The sequence below is a fragment of the Agromyces cucurbitae genome, assembly GCF_058349945.1.
This window is the reverse complement of sequence record NZ_JBYRES010000002.1, coordinates 692,933-714,879: the sequence shown is the minus strand read 5'-3', so window position 1 is coordinate 714,879 and position 21,947 is coordinate 692,933. Positions and strand designations below refer to the sequence as shown.

9 protein-coding genes are annotated in these 21,947 nt (G+C 71.5%); 1 reads left to right on the top strand and 8 read right to left on the bottom strand.

Features of this window, described 5'->3' with window-relative positions:
- Window positions 1-11: 11 nt before the first annotated feature.
- The 8 genes from AC3RJ6_RS10090 to AC3RJ6_RS10055 all read right to left on the bottom strand — a co-directional run bounded on the left by AC3RJ6_RS10090 (window position 12) and on the right by AC3RJ6_RS10055 (window position 18,847).
- Window positions 12-4,496, bottom strand: coding sequence for a type VII secretion EssC family protein (locus AC3RJ6_RS10090; protein ID WP_491426931.1), 4,485 nt, complete (start codon window positions 4,494-4,496; stop codon window positions 12-14).
- Window positions 4,497-4,499: 3 nt separating this feature from the next.
- Window positions 4,500-5,834: an RDD family protein gene (locus AC3RJ6_RS10085; protein ID WP_491426930.1), complete on the bottom strand. Its 1,335-nt coding sequence runs from the start codon at window positions 5,832-5,834 to the stop codon at window positions 4,500-4,502.
- A 170-nt stretch (window positions 5,835-6,004) separates the two neighbouring features.
- A complete protein-coding gene (locus AC3RJ6_RS10080; protein ID WP_491426929.1) occupies window positions 6,005-7,186 on the bottom strand; it encodes a hypothetical protein in 1,182 nt (393 codons plus the stop codon).
- A 188-nt stretch (window positions 7,187-7,374) separates the two neighbouring features.
- Window positions 7,375-11,271: a DNA-directed RNA polymerase subunit beta' gene (rpoC, locus tag AC3RJ6_RS10075; RefSeq protein WP_491426928.1), complete on the bottom strand. Its 3,897-nt coding sequence runs from the start codon at window positions 11,269-11,271 to the stop codon at window positions 7,375-7,377.
- Between the two features lie 41 nt (window positions 11,272-11,312).
- A complete protein-coding gene (rpoB, locus tag AC3RJ6_RS10070) occupies window positions 11,313-14,804 on the bottom strand; it encodes a DNA-directed RNA polymerase subunit beta (RefSeq protein WP_491426927.1) in 3,492 nt (1,163 codons plus the stop codon).
- 297 nt (window positions 14,805-15,101) lie between these two features.
- Window positions 15,102-17,774, bottom strand: coding sequence for an Ig-like domain-containing protein (locus AC3RJ6_RS10065; protein ID WP_491426926.1), 2,673 nt, complete (start codon window positions 17,772-17,774; stop codon window positions 15,102-15,104).
- A 289-nt stretch (window positions 17,775-18,063) separates the two neighbouring features.
- Window positions 18,064-18,468, bottom strand: coding sequence for a hypothetical protein (locus AC3RJ6_RS10060; protein WP_491426925.1), 405 nt, complete (start codon window positions 18,466-18,468; stop codon window positions 18,064-18,066).
- 1 nt (window position 18,469) lies between these two features.
- On the bottom strand, window positions 18,470-18,847 hold the full coding sequence (locus tag AC3RJ6_RS10055; RefSeq protein ID WP_491426923.1) for a DUF6620 family protein: 378 nt from the start codon (window positions 18,845-18,847) through the stop codon (window positions 18,470-18,472).
- 413 nt (window positions 18,848-19,260) lie between these two features.
- Here AC3RJ6_RS10055 and AC3RJ6_RS10050 point away from each other — a divergent pair, with 413 nt between their 5' ends.
- Window positions 19,261-21,933, top strand: a complete 2,673-nt coding sequence (locus tag AC3RJ6_RS10050) for a LuxR C-terminal-related transcriptional regulator (RefSeq protein ID WP_491426922.1) — start codon at window positions 19,261-19,263, stop codon at window positions 21,931-21,933.
- The last annotated feature ends 14 nt before the right edge of the window (window positions 21,934-21,947 follow it).

Here is a 21,947-nt window from a genome sequence, read left to right as displayed (position 1 = left end):
GTCGCGCCCGCTCAGCCCTCGACGAGCGGCAGCTGCACGGTGACGAACCGGCCGTTCTCGACGAAGATGCCGCGGCCGGCGGGGAACTCGTGCCGGGCGACCTTCGGGAACGGCACCTTGAACAGCGAGTCGCCGTCGTAGGTCTCGGGGCGCAGCGCGATGCCGCGACGGCCGGCCTTGAGCTCGCCCACGAGGCCGTAGCCGCTCGAGAGCTGCGAGACGTCGCCGTCGCCGACGAGGAAGTGCTCGCTGCGGTTGACCGCCTGGAAGAGCTCCTTGAGCGGACGCTCGGCGTCGGTGTCGCCGAACTCGGTGATGTTCTCGACGACGATCATGATGCGCTTCGTGATCGACTCGTCGGCGACGAGCTCCTTCAGCTCCTTCGCGAGCGCCCGCGCGTCCTCGATGGACGAGGCCGTGCGCCGCCACTCGCGGAAGTCGCGCAGCACGGCCCGGCGGCCGCCGAAGTGGAAGAACTCGGTCGCGGGGTCGAACCGCGCGATCGTCGAGACGAGCGCCCGCAGCGCGTTCGACTTGCCGCTCTGCGGCGGGCCCGCGACGACGAAGGTGCCGATGGGCTCGAACCCCTTGGGCCCGAGCACGTCGTCGGCGACGCCGATGACCGGCAGGTCGCCGACCCGGTCGGGCAGATCGTCGAAGCGCAGCTCGGTCGGAAGCGCACCGATCTCGGGCGCCTGTGCGGCGCCGCGCGCACGCAGTTCGGCGGCGAACGCCTCCATCGCCTGGGTCTGCTCGGCTACGTTCGTGGTGCCGCCGAGCACGGCGATCTGCGTCTCGAAGCCGTCGACGATCGCGCGGCCCGGTGCGCTGCGCTCGTTGAGCACGTCCTTCGGTGCGCCGAGGATCGAGTACGAGCCCTCGTCGGAGAGGCGCAGCACGACGCGGCGGGTGACGTTCGCGCTCACCGCGGTGGGCACGGCCCCGTACCGGTCGGCCGTCGCGATCGCGTGGATGCCGAGCGGCCGGCCCTCGCCGAGCATGCGCATGAAGACCGCGTAGTACGGCGCGCGCGCCGAGGTGCCCTCCCACTCCTGCTTGAAGGTGCCGAAGCCGTCGATGAGCACGAGCACGCGCGGCTCGTCGCGACCGGTGATCGAGCGATACTCCGTGAGGTTCGCGGCGTTCACGTCGGAGAACCGCTTCGCACGGTCGTCGAGCATGCCGCGGAGGGTGCGCAGCAGGCGCTGCACGCGCTCGGCGTCGTCGCCCGCCACGACCGAGCCGACCTGGGGCAGCGACTCGATCGACCGCAGCGAGCCAGTGCCGAAGTCGAGTCCGTAGACGTGCACTCGGCCGCGGTCTGGCCGGGCGCCCGCGGCGATGGCCATGCTGCGCAGCACGGTGGTCTTGCCGGCGCCGCTCGTGCCGTAGACGAGCAGGTGCCCGTCGGTGTCGGGCTCGAAGTAGACGGCCTCCTGCAGCTGCCGCTCGGGGATGTCGGCGAGCCCGAGCGGAATGCGCGCGTCGCCCTCGAGCGGGAGCCGCGCGAGGTCGACGGTCGTCGCGAGCTCGTCGAGCCACGGCCGCCGCGGCGCGGGGATCGCGCTCTCGCCCGCCGCCGAGACGAGCGTCGCGACGAGGCGCTTCTGGTCGTTGGGGCCGAGGTCGTCGTCGTGCGTGTCGGAGTCGTGTTCGTTGTCGGACTCCCAAAGCGTGATCGAGCCGAATCGCAGCTCGGCGACCTTGACCTGGGCCTGCTCGGGCTCGTCGGTCGTCCACCCGCCCGCGTAGCCCGACTGGAACGGCACGAGCCGGCCGGGGCCGGTCTTCGCGATGCCGCGACCGGGGATCGACGGGTCGAACGTGCCCGCGACGGGGTCGCCGACGACGTCGTTCGAGTCGGACTCGTCGGCCATGCGCAGGGCGACGCGCAGGTTCGTGTTGGCGCGCAGGTTGTCTTTGATGACGCCCGCCGGGCGCTGCGTCGCCATGATCAGGTGGATGCCGAGCGAACGCCCGCGCTGGGCGATGTCGACGACGCCGTCGACGAACTCGGGCACCTCGCCCGCGAGTGCGGCGAACTCGTCGATCACGAGCACGAGGGCCGGCGGCGTCTCGGGGTCCTGGCGCTTCTCGAGCTCGAGCAGGTCTTTCGCCTTCTTGCGGTTGAAGAGGTGCTCGCGGTGGTGCAGCTCGGCCCGCAGCGAGGTGAGCGCACGACGCACGAGGTGCGGGCTCAGGTCGGTGACGAGGCCCACGCAGTGCGGCAGCTCGACGCAGTCGGCGAACGCCGAGCCGCCCTTGTAGTCGACGAAGAGGAAGGTGACGCGGTCGGGGCTGTACTCGGCCGCCATGCCGAGCACCCACGCCTGCAGGAACTCGCTCTTGCCGGAGCCCGTCGTGCCGCCGACCAGGGCGTGCGGGCCCTGGGTGCGGAGGTCGAGCGACATCGCGTCGGGGCTGCCCTGGCCGATGTACGCCTTGAGGGTGCCCGCGCGCTTCAGGCGGGGTCGCGGTCCGCGGGTGCGGTCGAGCACCGAGTTGTTCTGGCGCCACCGCTCGACGACCGCCTGCGACTGCGCCGCGAGCTCGGTGCCGATGAGCTTCAGGAACGAGACGCTGCGGGGCAGGTCGGAGGAGTCGGCCGTGACCGAGCTCGAGTCGGCGACCGGGGCGAGCCGCTTCGCGAACACCTCGGCGTACTGGTTCGAGACGCCCTCGACGGCGACGTTCTCGTAGTACTCGCCCGCGCGCACGTAGCCGACCTTGGCCTTGTCGAGTCCCTCGCTCGCGTCGATGTAGGTACGGCACGCGGCCGGCAGCGACTCGACCGTCGGGGCGAGGAAGATCGTGTAGACGCCCACGTCGGCGCCCCGCTCGATGAGCTGGGTGAGCCGGGGCCGGTCGACCGGCGCGTCGTTCGAGGCGATGAGCACGAGCGCGAGGTCGGCGACGGCGCCGCGGTCGGCACCGATCTCCTCGCCGACCTTCGCGCCCCGCTCCATCGAAGTGTCGGGCAGGCGCAGCGGTCCGCGGCGTCCGGGCTGGCCCGAGAGCCGCGCGAGGATCGACTCCTCGAGGCCGTTGAGCAGCGCGGTACCGGCCGACTGGCTGTCGGCGAGGGCCATCTCGGCGAACGGCGAGCGGGGACTCGTCGTGTGCGGGAGCCACTTCATCCACTCGAGCTCCTTCGCCCACGCGGGGTCGACGATCGCCGTCGTGATGAGCTCGTTGGGCGCGTGCAGGCCGAACAGCTGCACGCCGAGGCCGCGCAGCACGTCGGCGGCGAGGTGGCGCGGGCCGGCGATGCCGATCGCACCCGAGCTCGGCAGCAGCTCGATGAGCGGCACGTCGTCGATGAGGGCGTGGCGGTCGCGCAGGATGTCGACCTGCTTCGCATACCGGGCGATGCCGCGCGCGTCGTTCGACTCGGCGATCGTGTTGCGGCTGCGGGCCCGGCCGACGCCGAGCCGGAGGCCGAGGAAGTTCCAGTGCTCGGGCCGTCGCGTCCAGAGCAGCGGCCCGAGCCGCATCGCCTGCTCGTAGACGCGCGCCACCGCCGGCGCCTCGCCGTGCCGGCGCTCGCGCTCGACGACGGTCTCGGTGCGCAGCTTCTCTTCGAGGTCTTCGATCTGCGTCTCGAAGGTCTCGATCTCGAGCCGCAGCTTCTTGCCCTGCTGCGTGCGCTGGCCGATGAAGTTGCCGAGCATCATGAGCGGCGACATGACGACGATGATGAGCGACGTGACGCGCTGGGTCATCGCGTACATCGCGAATCCGAGCAGCACGGGCGCCATGATCATGGGCCACGGGAACAGCCGCGGCTCGGCCTCCGACGGGATCACGGGGTGGCGGTGCTCCGTGCCCGGATAACGGATCTCGACCCTCGGCGAGCGGTTGAACATGAGCGCGCCGCCGCGCTCGAGCACCGATGCGTCGGGCGCGTCGGCCGCGCTCGTGCCGAGGTCGAACGACACGTCGGTGCCGCCGATCGTGATGATCTGCCCGGGGATCACGCGCACGCGCTGCACGAGGCCTCCGTCGACCAGGAGTCCGTTCGCCGAGTTGAGGTCGACGAGCTCGATCGAGTGGTCGACCTCGATGCGGGCGTGCCGCTTCGAGACGAGCGAGTCGGCGAGCACGAGGTCGGCGTCGGCGGCGCGGCCGATCACCGACGCGCCGCGCGGCAGGCCGAACTCGCGCCCCGCGTCGGCGCCGCTGTGCACGCGCATGATCGCGACGGCCTCGGCCGCGGCGCCGCTCGGCCGCGGCGCGTGCGCGACGACGGCCGCGTTGAAGCCCGAACCGATCGGCGCGTCGCCGATGAGCACCTGCGGGTCGAGCACGACGGGCTCGGAGGAGGTCGGCGGCGCGACCGCGAGCGTCACGCCCGACGCGGCGCCGATGAGCGGCGTCGTCGGGTCGTTGGTCGCGATCGCCCGCGCGACGTCGCCGACGGTGGCGGTCGCGTCGGCCGTGATGACGAGGTCGACCGGTGCGCCCTGCTGCCGGCGGAGTCCGAGTTTGAGCTTCATGCCTTACCTTCCGGGCTCGCTCGTGATGGTGAAGCTGCGGCCGCCGAGCACCACGACCGAGCCGGTCGGCAGCGGCGTGCGGACGCCCGCGGGCAGCGGCCGGGCGGGCTCGCCCGGCAGACGCACCTCGGTGCCGTTCGTCGAGCCGCGATCGGCGATCCAGAAGCCGGCGGCGTTCGCACCGAACTCGGCGTGGACCTTCGAGATGCGCTTCGACGGGTCGGCGACCGGCACGAGCTGGGCGGGCGTGCCCGCGGCGGCCTCGGGGGCGCGGCCGAGGAGCCCGAACTCGGATGCCTCGACGGCGGTGCCGTCGTCGAACCGGAGCACGATCCGCCCTGCGGCCGCGGGTGGCGACACCCGTGCGGCCGGCGTCGCGGCGACGGCCGCCGTCGGGATCGGGGTCGGGGGTGCCGCCGGCGGGGCCGCGGGCAGCAGCCCGGGGGGCGGGCCGACCGGAGCGCGCCGGCCGGCCGGTTCGGGCGCGACGGCGGGTGCCGGCGGAAGCTGGGCCGCCGCGGGGGCCGGAGCCTGCCCCGCGGGAACGGCTGGTGCGGGCGCCGGCGCGCCGACGGGCGGCGGCGTCCACTCCCCCGGCCCGGGCGCACCCGGAGACACGACCCCGGAGCTCGATCGCTCGGCGGGGATGTGGAACACCTCGCCGGGCGGACGATCGCTCGCGAGCGACGGGAGCCGGACCGCCTCGACCGCCGGGCCCGCGGCGACGACGCGGCGAGCGTGCCGCATCGCCTTGGCGTCGAACGGGTCGAGCCCGTGCCGCGCGTCGACCGCGTAGCATCCGCCCACTTTGTCGAGCCACGAACGGCTGCGCCGCTCCGAGTCCCACGCCGACGACGAGAACATGATCGCCGGGCCGATGAGGGGCAGCACGATCTCGCTGCCCCAGAGCACGAGGGCCCTGAGCGCGACGCGCCAGAAGCCGGCCGGGCCGAAGTCGCGCGCGCTCACCGAGCGGATGCCGGCGGCGGCCTTGCCGACCGTCACCCCGAGCCGACCGTGCAGCACGAGCTGCACGAGGCCGAAGACGAGCACGAGCGCCTGGCCCACCGCGATCGCGATGAGCGGTCCGGTGGCCGCGGCACCGAGCTTCGCCGCATCGCCGCCCGCGCCGGCGATCTCCCCGGACAGGAGCACCAGCCCGATCACCGTCGGCGTCGCGAGCAGCACCCAGATGGCGGCGTCGAGTGCGAACGCCCCGGCGCGACGACCGAGCGGCGCGGCGACGAGCCCGAGCGAAGCCGCGTAGGCCGGGTCGGGCCGGCCGTCGGGTCGCAGCCCCGGCGTCGGCTCGTCGTCGGTCTGCATCGTGACGCTCACGTGGCTCCTCGGGTCGGCAGGGTGGCAGGGCGGTCCAAGCTGCTACCCAACCCGATGTCGGGCGCGCTGTCGATGGGGAGGGGTCACCATCCCCGATCATCGAGCGTACCCGGCGGCACCGGCTCGGCCCGCGCGTTCTGCACAGGCCGCCGGCGGTCGGGCCGCGCGGGTCAGGGTCGCGGCTGCGGCCCCGCCGCCAGCTCGCGGTCGTAGGCCTCGAGGGCGAGCCGGTTGCGCTCGGTGACCGTGCGACCGCGCGCGGCGATCCAGCCGCCGAGCCAGATCGGGATCTCGCGTGCGACCACCGCCGCGACGATCGCGAAGGGGTCGAGCCAGCGCTGCGAGACGAACTCGGCCGCCTGGTCGAACGTGAGCGTCCACGCCTCGACCGTGAGCAGCGCGCCGCCGATGTACGAGAAGTAGACGAGTGCGCCGACGAGCACGCCGAACACCACGTACGCCCACCAGCGCCCGCGGTTGACGATCGCCGCGAGCAGGGCGAACCCGACGAAGAACGCGGCGATCGGCACCCAGTAGACGGGCTTCGTGAGGAAGCGCTCGACGTACACGTCGTTGACGGCGTCGGCGCTCGCCTGCGAGAGCAGCAGCAGGTAGGCGATCCCCGCGTAGAGCAGCGCGAACAGCGCGGCGCCGATGAGCGCGACGAGCACGCCGAACGCGCGGTTGCCCTTCGTCCGCGGCGGTGTCGGCGCCTGCACGTAGACGGTCTGCCCGGCCGGCGCGAGCGGCTCGGCCGGCTCGGGTGCGAGCGTCGCCGCGCCCGCCGCCCCCGCCGTCGCGGCCGCCGACGGCGGCACGTAGGTCTCGCGACGGACGGAGCCTGCGGCGACGGGCTGCGAGGCGACCTCGGTGTCGTCGACCCCGTCGGGCTCCGCGTCGACGGATGCTGCGGCCCCGGCGGCCGCTGCGGCGACCTCGGGCTCGGATGCCTCGTGGCCGGCGTTCGCCCGCTGCACGGCGGCGTCGAGCGCGCTCGTGTCGGCGGGTGCGGTCGGCTCGGGTTCCTCGAGCGCGGCGGCGGGCGGGGCATTCTCACCCGACGCCTCGGCGGTCGCCGGCGAGTCGGCGGCGCTCGGCGGGGCGACCTCGCTCGACTCGACGGAGGCGACGACCTCGTCGGTGCCGGGTGCCTCGTCGGGTGCCGGCTGCGCCTGAGCCTCGGGCTCGGCGGCCGCAGTGTCGGCCGCAGTCTCGGCGGCAGCCGCGGCGGGTTCGTCGACGGCGGGCTCGGGCGCGTCGGCCCCGTCGGCCGCGGGCGTCTCGTCGGGGGTCTCGGGCTCGGGCACGGCGTCGCCGTCGAGCGGCTCTGATCCGGGCGTCGTGCTGCTCATGATCGCGCTCCTTCCGGGCACCCTCGTACCCCGCGGTGCGCCCACTGTAACAATCGCCGCCCGCGCGACCGGGATGCCGCGCGGACGCGGCTCGAGCGCGCCCGGGTACGGCGAGGGGCCCCGGATCGCTCCGGGGCCCCTCGTGGATCTCGATTCGGCGCTGTGCGCCGAGCCGGTCACCGGGTGGTTCAGCTGTAGTTGCCGGGCGTGAAGTCGTCGCTCGAGAACGCGTCGAAGTCGACGAAGCTGAGGTCGCCCTCGCTGAAGGCCGCGTCGTCGGTGAAGATGCGGTTCGGGTAGCGCTCCGCCTTCGCCTCCTCCGTGGCCTCGACCGCGACGTTCCGGTACTTGCCGAGGCCCGTACCCGCCGGGATCAGCTTTCCGATGATCACGTTCTCCTTGAGGCCGACCAGCGGGTCGCTCTTGCCCTCCATGGCGGCCTGCGTGAGCACGCGGGTCGTCTCCTGGAAGGACGCGGCCGACAGCCACGACTCGGTCGCCAGCGAGGCCTTGGTGATACCCATGACCTCCTGACGGGCCGACGCCGTCTTCTTGCCCTCGGTGAGCGCAGCGCGGTTGATCTCGTTGTACTTCGAACGGTCGACGAGCTCACCGGGCAGCAGTTCGGTGTCGCCGTGGTCGACGACGGTGACCTTGCGCAGCATCTGGCGCACGATGACCTCGATGTGCTTGTCGTGGATCGGCACGCCCTGCGAGCGGTACACGTCCTGCACGCCGTTCACCAGGTGCTTCTGCACCTCGCGGACGCCCTTGACCCGGAGGACCTCCTTCGGGTCGACGGTGCCGACGATCAGCTGCTGGCCGAGCTCGACGTGCTGGCCGTCCTCGACGAGCAGCGTCGAACGCTTGAGCACGTTGTACGTGATCGGCTCGTCGCCGTTGTCGGGCGTGAGGATGACCTTGCGCTGCTTGTCGGTCTCGTCGATCGTGATGCGACCCGGAGCCTCGACGATGGGCGACGCACCCTTGGGGGTACGGGCCTCGAAGAGCTCCTGCACGCGGGGAAGACCCTGCGTGATGTCGTCGGCCGAGGCCGAACCACCGGTGTGGAAGGTACGCATCGTGAGCTGCGTGCCGGGCTCACCGATCGACTGGGCCGCGATGATGCCGACGGCCTCGCCGATGTCGACGAGCTTGCCGGTCGCGAGCGAACGGCCGTAGCACTTCGCGCAGACGCCGACGCCCGACTCGCAGGTGAGCACCGAGCGCACCCGGATCGACTCGACGCCCGCGGCGATGAGCTCGTTGATGAGCACGTCGCCGACGTCGGAGCCGGCCTCGGCCACGACCTCGCCCTTGGCGTCGACCGCGTCGGCCGCGAGCGACCGCGCGAACACCGAGTTCTCGACGTTGGGGTCGCGGACGAGCTCGCCCGAGGCATCCACCGTCGCGATCGGGAGCTCGAGGCCCTTGGTCGTGCCGCAGTCGTCCTCGCGGATGATGACGTCCTGCGAGACGTCGACGAGACGACGCGTGAGGTAACCCGAGTCGGCCGTACGGAGGGCCGTGTCGGCCAGACCCTTGCGGGCACCGTGCGTCGCGATGAAGTACTCGGCGACCGAGAGGCCCTCGCGGTAGCTCGAGATGATCGGGCGAGGGATGATCTCACCCTTCGGGTTGTTCACGAGGCCTCGCATACCGGCGATGTTGCGCACCTGCAGCCAGTTACCACGAGCGCCCGACGTGACCATGCGGTTGATGGTGTTGTCGGTCGGGAAGTTCTCCTGCATGGCCTTGGCGACCTCGTCGGTGGCCTTCGTCCAGATCTGGATGAGCTCCTGACGACGCTCGAGGTCGGTCGTGAGACCCTTCTCGAACTGCGACTGCACCTTGGCGGCCTGCTTCTCGTACTTCGCGACGATCTCGCCCTTCGAGGGGGGCGTGATGATGTCGGAGAGCGCGACGGTGACGCCCGAACGGGTCGCCCAGCGGAAGCCGGCGTCCTTGATGCGGTCGAGGGTCGCGGCCACCTCGGTCTTCGGGTAGCGCTCGGCGAGGTCGTTGACGATCTCCGAGATCTGGCCCTTGCCGGCCTGGCGGTTGAAGTACGGGTAGTCCACCGGGAGCGCCTCGTTGAAGAGGGCGCGACCGAGGGTCGTCTCCATGAGGAACGGCTTGCCCGACTCGAAGCCCTCGGGCTCGTCGCCCTCGGCGAAGTGGAGGCCGTCGAGACGGATCTTCACCTTCGCGCCGAGGTCGAGCTCGTGCGCACCCGGACGGTTCTGGTCGAACGCGAGGATCGCCTCGGCGATCGACGAGAACGCGCGGCCCTCGCCGGCGCCGCCGGGCTTCTCGGTCGTCAGGTGGTGCAGGCCGATGATCATGTCCTGCGAGGGCAGGGTCACCGGACGGCCGTCCGACGGCTTCAGGATGTTGTTCGAGGCGAGCATCAGGATGCGGGCCTCGGCCTGGGCCTCGACCGACAGCGGCAGGTGCACGGCCATCTGGTCGCCGTCGAAGTCCGCGTTGAACGCGGCGCAGACGAGCGGGTGGAGCTGGATGGCCTTGCCCTCGACGAGCTGCGGCTCGAACGCCTGGATGCCGAGACGGTGCAGCGTGGGCGCACGGTTCAGCAGCACGGGGCGCTCGCGGATGATCTCTTCCAGCACGTCCCACACGTGCGGGTTCGAGCGCTCGACCATGCGCTTGGCCGCCTTGATGTTCTGGGCGTGGCTCAGGTCGATGAGGCGCTTGATCACGAACGGCTTGAAGAGCTCGAGCGCCATCTGCTTGGGCAGACCGCACTGGTGGAGCTTGAGCTGCGGGCCGACGACGATGACCGAACGGCCCGAGTAGTCGACGCGCTTGCCGAGCAGGTTCTGGCGGAAGCGACCCTGCTTGCCCTTGAGCATGTCGCTCAGGGACTTGAGGGCGCGGTTGCCGGTACCCGTGACCGGGCGGCCGCGGCGGCCGTTGTCGAACAGTGCGTCGACCGCCTCCTGCAGCATCCGCTTCTCGTTGTTCACGATGATCTCGGGGGCACCGAGGTCGAGCAGGCGGCGCAGACGGTTGTTGCGGTTGATCACACGACGGTAGAGGTCGTTGAGGTCGCTGGTCGCGAAGCGGCCGCCGTCGAGCTGCACCATCGGGCGCAGCTCGGGCGGGATCACCGGCACGACGTCGAGCACCATCGCCGCGGGCGAGGTGCCCGTCGCGAGGAACGAGTTGACGACGCGCAGTCGCTTGATCGCGCGGATCTTCTTCTGGCCCTTGCCCTCGGCGATCTGCAGGTGCAGGTCCTCCGCCTCGGCGGCCAGGTCGAAGGTCTCGAGGCGCTTCTTGATGGCCTCGGCGCCCATGTAGGCGTCGAAGTACATGCCGAAGCGGTCCTGGAGCTCGTGGAAGACCGAGTCCTCGGGCTTGAGGTCGCCGACCTTGAGCGTGCGGAAGTCCTCCCACACGCGCTCGAGGTGCGCGATCTGCTCGTCGCCCGACTTGCGGACCTGGGCCATCTCCTTGTCGGCGGCGGCCTCGGCGCGCTTGCGCTGGTCGCTCTTGGCGCCCTCGGCCTCGAGTGCCGCGAGCTCCTCCTCCTTGCGGGCCATGAGCGTCGCGATACGCGCGTCGCGCTGGTCGCCGATGGTCTTGATCTCGAGCCGGAGCTCGTTCTCGAGGCCGGGCATGTCGGCGTGACGACCCTCGTCGTCGACGTCGATCACCATGTAGGCGGCGAAGTAGATGACCTTCTCGAGGTCCTTCGGCGCCATGTCGAGCAGGTACCCGAGGCGCGAGGGCACGCCCTTGAAGTACCAGATGTGCGTCACCGGGGCGGCGAGCTCGATGTGGCCCATGCGCTCACGGCGCACGGAGCTCTTGGTGACCTCCACGCCGCATCGCTCGCAGACGATGCCCTTGAAGCGCACGCGCTTGTACTTGCCGCAGGCGCACTCCCAGTCGCGGGAGGGCCCGAAGATCTGCTCGCCGAAGAGCCCGTCCTTCTCGGGCTTCAGCGTGCGGTAGTTGATGGTCTCGGGCTTCTTGACCTCGCCGTAGGACCACTTGCGGATGTCCTCTGCGGTGGCCAGGCCGATACGAAGCTCATCGAACGTCGTTGCGTCGAGCAATTTCTCTCCTAGATTCCTGAAGTCGTGTCGTACCTGGCGGTTCAGATCTCGTCGATGTTCGACGACTCGAAGCGCGCGGAGATGTTGATGCCGAGCTCCTCCGCAGCGCGGAAGGCCTCGTCATCGGTGTCGCGGAGCGAGACCGCCGTGCCGTCGGCCGAGAGCACCTCGACGTTCAGGCAGAGCGACTGCATCTCCTTCATGAGCACCTTGAACGACTCGGGGATGCCGGGCTCCTGGATGTTCTCGCCCTTGACGATCGCCTCGTAGACCTTGACGCGGCCGAGGATGTCGTCGGACTTGATCGTGAGGAGCTCCTGCAGCGCGTACGCGGCGCCGTAGGCCTGGAGCGCCCAGACCTCCATCTCACCGAATCGCTGGCCACCGAACTGCGCCTTACCACCGAGCGGCTGCTGGGTGATCATCGAGTACGGGCCCGTCGAACGCGCGTGGATCTTGTCGTCGACGAGGTGGTGCAGCTTCAGGATGTACATGTAGCCGACCGAGACGGGGTACGGGAAGGGCTCGCCGGAACGGCCGTCGAAGAGCTGCGTCTTGCCGCTCGAGTCGATGAGCCGCTCGCCGTCGCGGTTGGGGAGCGTCGAGTCGAGCAGACCCGCGATCTCCTCTTCGAAGGCGCCGTCGAACACCGGGGTCGCGACCTTGGTGCCGGGCGCGGCCTCGTGGGCGGCCTCGGGCAGGCGCTTGGCCCACGCCGGCTTGCCCTCGACCTTCCAGCCCTGCTTGGCGACCCAGCCGAGGTGGGTCTCGAGCACCTGGCCGAAGTTCATTCGACCGGGGATGCCGAGCGGGTTCAGGATGACGTCGACCGGGGTGCCGTCGGCGAGGAACGGCATGTCCTCGACCGGCAGGATCTTCGAGATGACGCCCTTGTTGCCGTGGCGGCCGGCGAGCTTGTCGCCCTCGGTGATCTTGCGCTTCTGGGCGATGTAGACGACCACGCGCTGGTTGACGCCCGAGCCGAGCTCGTCGTCGCCGTCCTGCGCGTCGAACACCTTGACGGCGATGATCGTGCCCTGCTCGCCGTGGGGCACCTTGAGGGAGGTGTCGCGGACCTCGCGGCTCTTCTCGTTGAAGATCGCGCGGAGCAGGCGCTCCTCGGCCGAGAGCTCGGTCTCGCCCTTCGGCGTGACCTTGCCGACGAGGATGTCGCCCGGTCGGACCTCGGCGCCGATGCGGATGATGCCGCGCTCGTCGAGGTCGGCCAGCAGGTCGGGGCTCACGTTGGGGAGGTCACGGGTGATCTCCTCCTTGCCGAGCTTCGTGTCGCGGGCGTCGACCTCGTACTCCTCGATGTGGATCGACGAGAGCACGTCGTCCTTCACGAGGTTCTGGCTGAGGATGATCGCGTCCTCGAAGTTGTGGCCCTCCCACGGCATGAACGCGACGAGCAGGTTCTTGCCGAGCGCGAGCTCGCCGTTGTCGGTCGCGGGGCCGTCGGCGATGACCTCGCCGGCCTCGATGCGCTCACCGGCGCTGACGATCACGCGGTTGTTGTACGAGGTGCCCTGGTTCGAGCGGTCGAACTTGCGCAGGAAGTAGGTCTGCGTGCCGCCCTCGTCGAGCTGCACGGTGACCGAGTCGGCCGAGACCTCGGCGACCACACCGGCCTTGTCGGCGGTGATGACGTCGCCGGCGTCGATCGCGGCGTAGCCCTCCATACCCGTGCCGACGAACGGCGAGTCGCTGCGGAGCAGCGGCACGGCCTGGCGCTGCATGTTCGCACCCATGAGGGCGCGGTTCGCGTCGTCGTGCTCGAGGAACGGGATGAGCGACGTGCCGACCGACACCATCTGGCGCGGCGAGACGTCCATGTAGCCGATCTCGTCGGCGGGGAACAGGTCGACCTCGCCGCCCTTCTTGCGGGCGAGCACGCGCTCCTCGACGAAGTGGCCGTCGGCCTTCAGCGGCGCGTTGGCCTGGGCGACGATGTAGTCGTCCTCCTCCATCGCCGTGAGGTAGTCGATCTTGTCGGTGACCTTACCGGCCTCGACCTTGCGGTACGGCGTCTCGATGAAGCCGAACGAGTTGATGCGCGCGAACGACGCGAGCGAGCCGATGAGGCCGATGTTCGGGCCTTCAGGGGTCTCGATCGGGCACATGCGGCCGTAGTGCGAGGGGTGGACGTCACGGACCTCGACGCCCGCGCGGTCGCGCGAGAGACCGCCGGGGCCGAGCGCCGAGAGGCGGCGCTTGTGGGTCAGGCCCGCGAGCGGGTTGTTCTGGTCCATGAACTGCGACAGCTGCGAGGTGCCGAAGAACTCCTTGATCGCGGCGACGACGGGTCGCACGTTGATCAGGGTCTGCGGGGTGATCGCCTCGATGTCCTGCGTGGTCATGCGCTCGCGGACCACGCGCTCCATGCGGCTGAGGCCGGTGCGCACCTGGTTCTGGATGAGCTCGCCGACCGCGCGGATGCGACGGTTGCCGAAGTTGTCGATGTCGTCGACGTCGAGGCGGATGTCGACCGCCTTGCCGCCGCGGCGGCCCGGCAGCGTCTCGCGCTCGTCGTGCAGGGCGACGAGGTACTTGATCGTGGCCACGATGTCCTGGACCGTGAGCACCGAGTCGGTGAGGGGGGCCTCGAGACCGAGCTTGTTGTTGATCTTGTACCGGCCGACCTTGGCGAGGTCGTAGCGCTTCGGGTTGAAGTAGAAGTTGTCGAGGAGCGCGCGCGCGGCCTCGGCGGCGACCTGCTCGCCCGGACGCAGCTTGCGGTAGATGTCCTTGAGCGCCTCTTCCTTCGTGAGGATGTTGTCCTTCTCGAGGGTGAGGGCGATCGACTCGTAGCCGGCGAACTCCTCGAGGATCTCCTCGCTGGTCAGGCCGAGGGCCTTGAGGAACACCGTGACCGACTGCTTGCGCTTGCGGTCGATGCGCACGCCGACCTGGTCGCGCTTGTCGATCTCGAACTCGAGCCAGGCGCCGCGGCTCGGGATGACGCGGGCCGAGTAGATGTCCTTGTCACTGGTCTTCTCGGGGGTGCGCTCGAAGTAGACGCCGGGCGAACGGACGAGCTGCGAGACGACGACGCGCTCGGTGCCGTTGATGACGAACGTGCCCTTGGGGGTCATGAGCGGGAAGTCGCCCATGAAGACCGTCTGGGTCTTGATCTCACCCGTGAGGTGGTTCATGAACTCCGCGTTCACGTAGAGCGGGGCGGAGTAGGTCTTCGACTTCTCCTTGCACTCGTCGATCGTGTACTTCGGAGGCTCGAGCTCGGGGTTCGTGAACGAGAGCTGCATGGTCTCGCCGAGGTCTTCGATCGGCGAGATCTCCTCGAAGATCTCCTCGAGGCCGGTGGTCTCGGGCAGGTCCTGGCGACCGGCCGCCTGGGCCTCGGCGACGCGTGCCTTCCACGCGTCGTTGCCGACGAGCCAGTCGAAGCTCTCGGTCTGGAGTGCGAGCAGGTCGGGTACCGTGAGAGTATCGGTGACCTTCGCGAACGAGAGGCGGCTGGCACCGCGTCCGTTCTTGGGAGTGGGCGTGGTTGCGTTGCGCGCAGCAGCCAAGTGAATAACCTCCATGGCCCCGTCGGGCCGGTTCACTGTCGGTAGCGGAGAGTTCAGTACCCCTCAGACAAGTGCGGATGCCGGAGATTCGAAGATCTCGACACGCACGGAAGCCGACCGCAATATGAAGGCATGGTGGGTCTGGGAGCGCAAACGTCAACTATATGCGATCCGACACGCGAAGTCCAGTCGGATTCTTGATTTGTTCGCGGATGTCCGGTATAACCGCGCGTCGCGCAGATCTCGGGATGCCGCGAGGGGCCGACTCCCGCGGGAATCGGCCCCTCTCGACCCGGTTCAGCGGGTGGTGCCGCGCCGGCGCAGGCGGGCGGCGACGAGCGCGACCAGCCCCAGCATGACGGCGAGGGCGGATGCCTCGGCCGCCCCCCGCACGTCGGCACCGGTCTCGGCGAGGGCGGAGTCGTCGACGTCGTCGGCGGCGGGCGCCGCGACCGGCGCGACGTCCTCGGTGCGTGCCGGAGCGGCCGCCGGCTCGTCGTCGCCCCCGTCGCCGGGCTCGACCGGCGCGTCGTCGCCGGGCTCGGCCGGGTCCCCGGGCTCGGCCGAGGTGCCGGGCTCCGTCGGGTCGGCCGGGGTGCCGGGCTCCGTCGGGTCGGTCGGGTCGCCGGGCTCCGTCGGATCGGTCGGGTCGCCGGGCTCCGTCGGATCGGTCGGGTCGCCGGGCTCCGTCGGGTCGGTCGGGTCGGTGGGCGTGCCCTCGCCCGGCTCACTCGCCGTCGGCCGGACGACGACCGTCACGAGCGGGTACTCGTAGCCGGCACCGGTCCAGACCTCGTAGCGGAACTCGTCGATGCCGGTGTAACCGGCCTCGGGCGTGTACACGAACGAGCCGTCGGCGAGGCCGTTCACGTTGCCGTGCGACGGCGCCATGAACCGGTTCGCGGTGAGCAGCGCCCCGACCGGTGCCAGGTCGTTCGCGAGCACGCCGGGCGCCGCCACCGTCAGCGGCTCGTCCTGCACGGCGAGATACGCGTCGTCCGTGGCGACGGTCGGCTGCTCGCCGGGAGCGTGCACCGTGATCCACAGCCGCGCGGAGAGGAACGCCGTGCCGTCGGTGACGGTGACGTCGACGTTGTCGACGCCGACGAAGCCGGCGTCCGGCGTGTAGGCGTACGAGCCGTCCGCGTCGACCGTGAACTCGCCGTGCGAGGCGTTCGCCTCCTGGAGCACCGCGAGCGGGTCGCCGTCGGGGTCGACGTCGTTCGCGAGCACGCCGGGTGCGCCGACGACGAGCGTCTGTCCGGCTTCGACGACGGCCTGGTCCTCCTGCGGCAGCGGCGCCTCGTTCGTGCCGTCGTCGTTCACGACCTCGAAGGTGATCGTCGCCTCGTTGCTCTCCTTGCCGTCCGCATCGCGGACCGCGTACGTCACCGTGTCGAGGCCGACGAATCCGGCCGGCGGCACGTAGGTGGCCCAGAGGCCCGTGTACCAGTCGAAGTCCCCCGCGGGCTCGCCCCCGGTGTGATCGAGCTCGATCGGGTCGCCGTCGGGGTCGGCGTCGTTGGCGAGGCCGAGCGGCGCGGCCAGGTAGTTCACCTGCCCGGCCTTCACGACGTAGTGGTCGTCGTTCGCGACGGGCGCGTGGTTCACGACGCCGTCGCCGACCTGCAGCTCGACCGCGACCGACTTCGAGAGGTAGCCGTGCGAGTCCTTCGCGCGGTAGTGGAACACCTCGGTGCCGGTGAAACCGGGCTGCGGGGTGTAGACGAAGCCGCCGTTCGCGGCCCAGACGAGGTCGCCCGAGACGCCCGCCGGGTCGACCACGACCTCGAGCACGTCGCCGGGCTCCGAGTCGCTGTCGTTGAACAGCAGGCCGGGCGTCTTGACCGAGAGCATCGTGTCCTTCACGACGGCGAACACATCCGGCGCGGCGACCGGCGCCTCGGGGATCGCGTCGGGGCCCGAGGGCTCGACACCCGCGTCGGCCGGGTAGAGCCAGAGCGTCGCGGTGCTGCACGAGACCGCCGTGCACACCCGGTACTGCAGGTTGTAGGCCTCCGACACCGAGTTGCCGGCGTCGGCGAAGAACGCGCCGCCGTCGCCCAGCAGGGTCACCTGACCGCCGCCGATCACGTCGCCGTAGGGGAACTCGAGCGAGGTGACCGCCTGCCCGTCGAGGTCGTCGTTCGCGAGGAGACCCATGAACTCCGCGATGTACAGCGGGCTGCCGGGCGTGTAGAGGTAGGTGTCGTCGGCGGCGACGGGCGGCGAGGCGACGTCGCTCCCGGCCGGCAGCACCTCGACCGTCACGGTCGCCCACTCGCTCTCGAGGTCGTCGGTGCCGCGCTCGTCGCGGACGTTGTAGGTCCAGGTGACGGTGCCGGTGAATCCGGCGGGCGGCGTGTACGAGAAGCCCGGGAACAGTCCCCAGCTCTCACGCACGCCGACCGACGGCGGGGTCGAGTCGTTCAGCGAGAACCAGTCGCCGTCGGGGTCGAAGTCGTTGACGAGCACGCTCGGCGCCGCGACGCTGAGCGTCGTGTCCTGCAGCATCTGCCAGTGGTCGTCGACCGCGACGGGCGCGGTGTTCACGTCGCCGGCGCCCTGCGGTTCGGGGGCGAACGATGCGGCGGCCGGCTTCTTCGGTGCGGATGCCTCGTCGGCGAGCTCATCAGCGGGAGCGGTGCTCGCGGCCGCGTCGTCGACCGTCTGCCCGCCGGCCTCCGGTGCGTCCTCGACGAGCGCTTCCTCGACGGGCCCCACCTCGACGGACGTCTCCTCCACCGGCGCCTCCTCGACGGGCGCCTCGGTCGCCCCGCCGGCCGCGGCCGCGGGCGCTTCGGCTGCGCCCGCGTCGATCGCCGTCAGGGCCGGCGCCGTCTCCTCGGCGCTCGCGGCGAGCGGCGCACCCGCGGTGACGACGGCGACGGCCATCGCGAGGCCGGCGATACGGGCGACCGCGCGGCGCGGCATCCCCTCATCGGCTGACTGGTGGTCTCGGAATCGCATCGGTCTCTGCTTTCGTGGTCGTGGTGCTGGGTCGGGAACCGCGGGCGCGGATCCGGTGGTCATGAGCATGTCGGCGGACGGTGCCGCGCCGGATGGGCACGTGATGCTCATCTCGTCGGTGCCATTGCTCACCCGGCGTGGGCATTACTCAGTCGGGAGGCGCTCGGTCGAGCGGGCGGCGATCGCCCCCGGCATCCGGGCGTGCCGGAGCCCCCGCCGTTCGGGTGTCGGCGGGGGCTCCGGTGGGCGACGGAGGCTCGGGTCGTCCGTCGTCCGGGGTGGGGCGGCCTCAGCCGCCCCACTCGACGCGGACCGTGTCGGGGCGCCCCGGCACGAGGCTCACGTCGAGGGTCGCACCGGGTACGGCCCGGGCCAGATGGATCGGCGCGAGCTGCTCGGTGCGACTGACCGGCAGGGGCACGCCGCCCGGCAGGAGCACGTGCAGGTCGAGCTCGACGAGCGAGTTCATGCCGATCATCATCGGCAGCTGCCGTGCATCGAGGATCGTCGCCGTCGTCCGGAGTCGCTGCGCCTCGAGCGCGGGCTCGACGGGGGCCGGCGTCGAGGCGGCCATCATGCGGCTCGCCTGCTCCATCGAGGCCTTGGCCTGCGCCATGCTCGCGCCGACGTCGAGGCGCTGCTGGGTCTCGTAGCCCTGGCGCGTCAGCGTCGCGAGGTCGCGGAGGAAGCCCATGTCACACCGCCTGGTAGATCTCGTTGAACCGACGGCCGACGCCGCGGTCGGCCTGGATGCGGGCGGCCCAGCCGGCGGCCGCGCGCTCCCACGACGCCTCGTCGACGCCGAACATCGCGGCGACGGCCGGCAGCTTCGCGGCGTCGTAGCCGTAGGCGGCGATGCCCTTCGAGATGCGGGCGTACCGGTCGAGGTCGACGCCGGCGATCGGGTCGAGGTTGCCGGGCTGCGGGGCGGCCGTCATCGCCTGCACCGCCTGGATGTCCATCTGCTGGCGGTACTGCTCGGACTGCGCCTGGAGCTGGTTCGCCTGGTCGATGAGGCCGGGAGCGGCCTTCACCATCTCGGCCATGTCGCCGAACTGCTTGAAGAGGTTCATGATCGTGTTCCTTCCGGGTGGTGCGTGGATTCGGTCTGTTCGGTTGTCGGTCTTCGGTTGTCGGGTTCGGCCGGCGGGTCGCCGGCCGGATCCGGGTCGTGGGGCCGGATGCCGAGGATCGGGCGAGGTCCGATCCGGTTCTCGGTGAGTGCGGACGCCGGCTCGGCCGCGCATCTCGATCTGCGTTCCGGTGGGAAGTCGGTGGGGCCGTCCGGCCCGTCCAGCCGGGCCGTTCGAACCGACGACACGAGATTCCCGCAGCCACCGCGCCCGCCGGATGGGCACGACCTGCTCATTCGCCCGCGGGGCATTACTCAGGGCGCCCGCCGATTGCTCACGTCCCCTGTGCGGGGTACTGCGCTCGCGGTGTCCCGGGCCGTACAGTGAGACGTCCCGAAACGCGAAAGGCGGCGATGGCCCCGAACGATCCCGGAGCGGCAGCCGAGCCCGAACCCGACCTCGACGGCCCGTGGCCCCTCGTCGGCCGCGACGCGCAGGTCTCCCGCGCGGCCGGGGCGCTGCTCGGCGGACCGGCGCGGTCCGTCTTCCTGTACGGCCCGTCGGGCATCGGCAAGAGCCGCATCCAGTCGGCCGTCGGCGATCAGCTCGACGAGGCCGGGTGGCTCGTGCTCACCGCGAGCGGCAACCCGGCCCTCTCGGCGGTTCCGTTCGCGACGATCGCGCCCGCGCTCGCCCGAGGGGTCGACAACCCCGTCGTGCCGCAGGTGAGCGATCCCCTCGCGCTGTTCACGTCGACGAGTGCGACGATCGCCGAGCTCGCCCGCGGGCGCCGCACGGTGCTCGCCGTCGACGACCTCTCGTCGGCCGACAGCGTGTCGGTGGGACTCATCGCCCAGCTCGTGGCCGCGGGCTCGCTCGTGCTCATCGCGACCCTGCCCGAGGGGGAGCCGATGCCCGACGGCATGCTGCCGGTCGCGTCATCGGCCGACTCCGTGCGCATCGACGTGCCCGCGCTCGACCTCGACGAGGTGATCGAGCTCATGGGCGCCGCGCTCGGCGCGCCCATCGCCCACCGCGACGCCGTCGAGCTGCACCGCGCCTCGCACGGCAACCCGTTGTTCCTGCGCGAGCTCGCGATCGGCGCCGTCGACGCCGGCACCCTCGTGCGTGGCGGCGGGCACTGGCAGCTCGAGGGCGACCCCGTCGGCACCCCGGCCCTGCGCGACCTCATCCGCGCCCGCCTGCGCCACCTCGGTCCCGAGGAGCGCGACGCGATCGAGCGGCTCGCGCTCTGCGAGCCGCTCGGCATCGACGAGTTCGTGCGGCCCGGCGCGCCCGAGGCGCTCGCCGAGCTCGAGCTGCGCGGCATGATCCGCGTCGACGAGTCGGGCCACGGCATCGCCATCACGCTCGCCCATCCCCAGTACGCGGGCGCGGTGCGCGACTCGCTCCCCCGCATCCGCGCGATCTCGCTGCTCACCGAGCAGGCCGACGTCGTCGAGCGCGGACCGATGACGGTCGTCGACGAGCTGCGCATCGCGATGTGGCGACTCGACGCCGGACGGCCGAGCGACCCCGCCCTGCTCGCGCGCTCGGCCGACCTCGCCCGGCGCGCGCACGACCACCGCACGGCCGTGCGACTCGCCGCCGCCGCGATCGCAGCCGGTGCGGGCGACCCGGGGTCGCACATGCTGCACGCCGAGCTGCTCTGGTCGCTCGGGCGCGGACCCGAGGCGCTCGAGGCGCTCACCCTCGCCGAGGAGGCGGCGCGCGGCGAGGAGCACCCCGAGGCGCTCCTCGCCGCGATCGCCCGCATGCGCGCCGAGGTGTACGGCGGCGACCCGCTCGGCAGCGAGCGCGGCATCCGGCTGCTCGAGGAGATCGAGGAGGCGCTGCCCGAGCAGCGCCAGATGCTCATGCTGAGCAAGGCGTCGCTCGTGCTGCACCTCGAGCGGGTGCTCGACTCGCTCGAGATCGTCGACCGCACCGCGGCCGAGATGGGCGACAGCCCCCTCGAGCTGGCCCTCGTCGGCATGAGCCGAGCGATGCCGCTCTCGCAGTTGCAGCGCTCGCGCGAAGCCGTCGAGGCCGCCGAGCTCGCGGTCGCCTACGCCGAGACCGAGGGCGCCGTGATCCCGAGGCGCCGCGCCCAGCTGGCGCTCGCGCACGCGCTCGTCGAGGGCGACCGGTACGCCGAGGCGCGCAGCGTCGTGATCGACTCGCTCCACGACGCGATCCGCAACGACGACGAGCTCAGCGCCCGCCTCGACGAGTTCCTGATGGGACGCATCTTCTGGGCGATGGGCCGGCTCGACACCGCCGCGCGGTGGTTCCGCGACACGGTCTCGGGGGCGGAACTGCGCGGCCCCGCCTCGCTGCGCTCGCCCGCGCTGGGCTTCCTCGCGATCATCGCGTGCGAGCAGGGCGACCTGGCCGCGGCGAAGGAGTTCCGGGCCCGCATGAACGAGGGCTACGACGTCCAGGACACGCTCACCGCGCTCTCCGAGGCGTGGATCGCCCGCACCGAGGGCGACGTCGAGACGGCCGCGCGCATCATGACCGCCAGGGCCGACGAGCTCCTGCCGCGCGGCGCCTACTTCGTGGTCGCCGCGTTCCTCCACCACCTGGCGCGCCTCGCGTCCCGCCCCCACGCGAAGCAGGCGGCCCAGCGGCTCGAGGCGCTCGCCGAGCTCACTGGCGCCCCCGAGATCGCCCTGCGCGCCCGGCACGCCCGCGGCGAGGCCGACGCCGACGCCGCGCTGCTGCGCGAGGTCGGTGCCGAGTGGGAGCGCCTCGGCGCCCTCGTCTTCGCCGCTGAGGCGTTCGCCTCGGCCGGGCAGGCCGCGCGAGCCGACGGACGCGGGCGCGAGGCATCCGCCGACCTGCAACGTGCCGCCGCGCTCGCCGCCGCCTGCGAGGGCGCACGCACGCCGCTGCTGACCTTCACCGACGGCACCGAGCCGCTCACCCCGCGCGAGCGGGAGATCGCGTCGCTCGCCGCCCAGGGCCTCAGCTCGAACGAGATCGCGCAGCGGCTCTTCCTGTCGCCGCGCACGGTGAACAACCACCTGCAGGCGACGTACACGAAGCTCGGCATCCGCGGCCGCCACGAGCTGCAGCTCTAGGCGACCGGCACGGG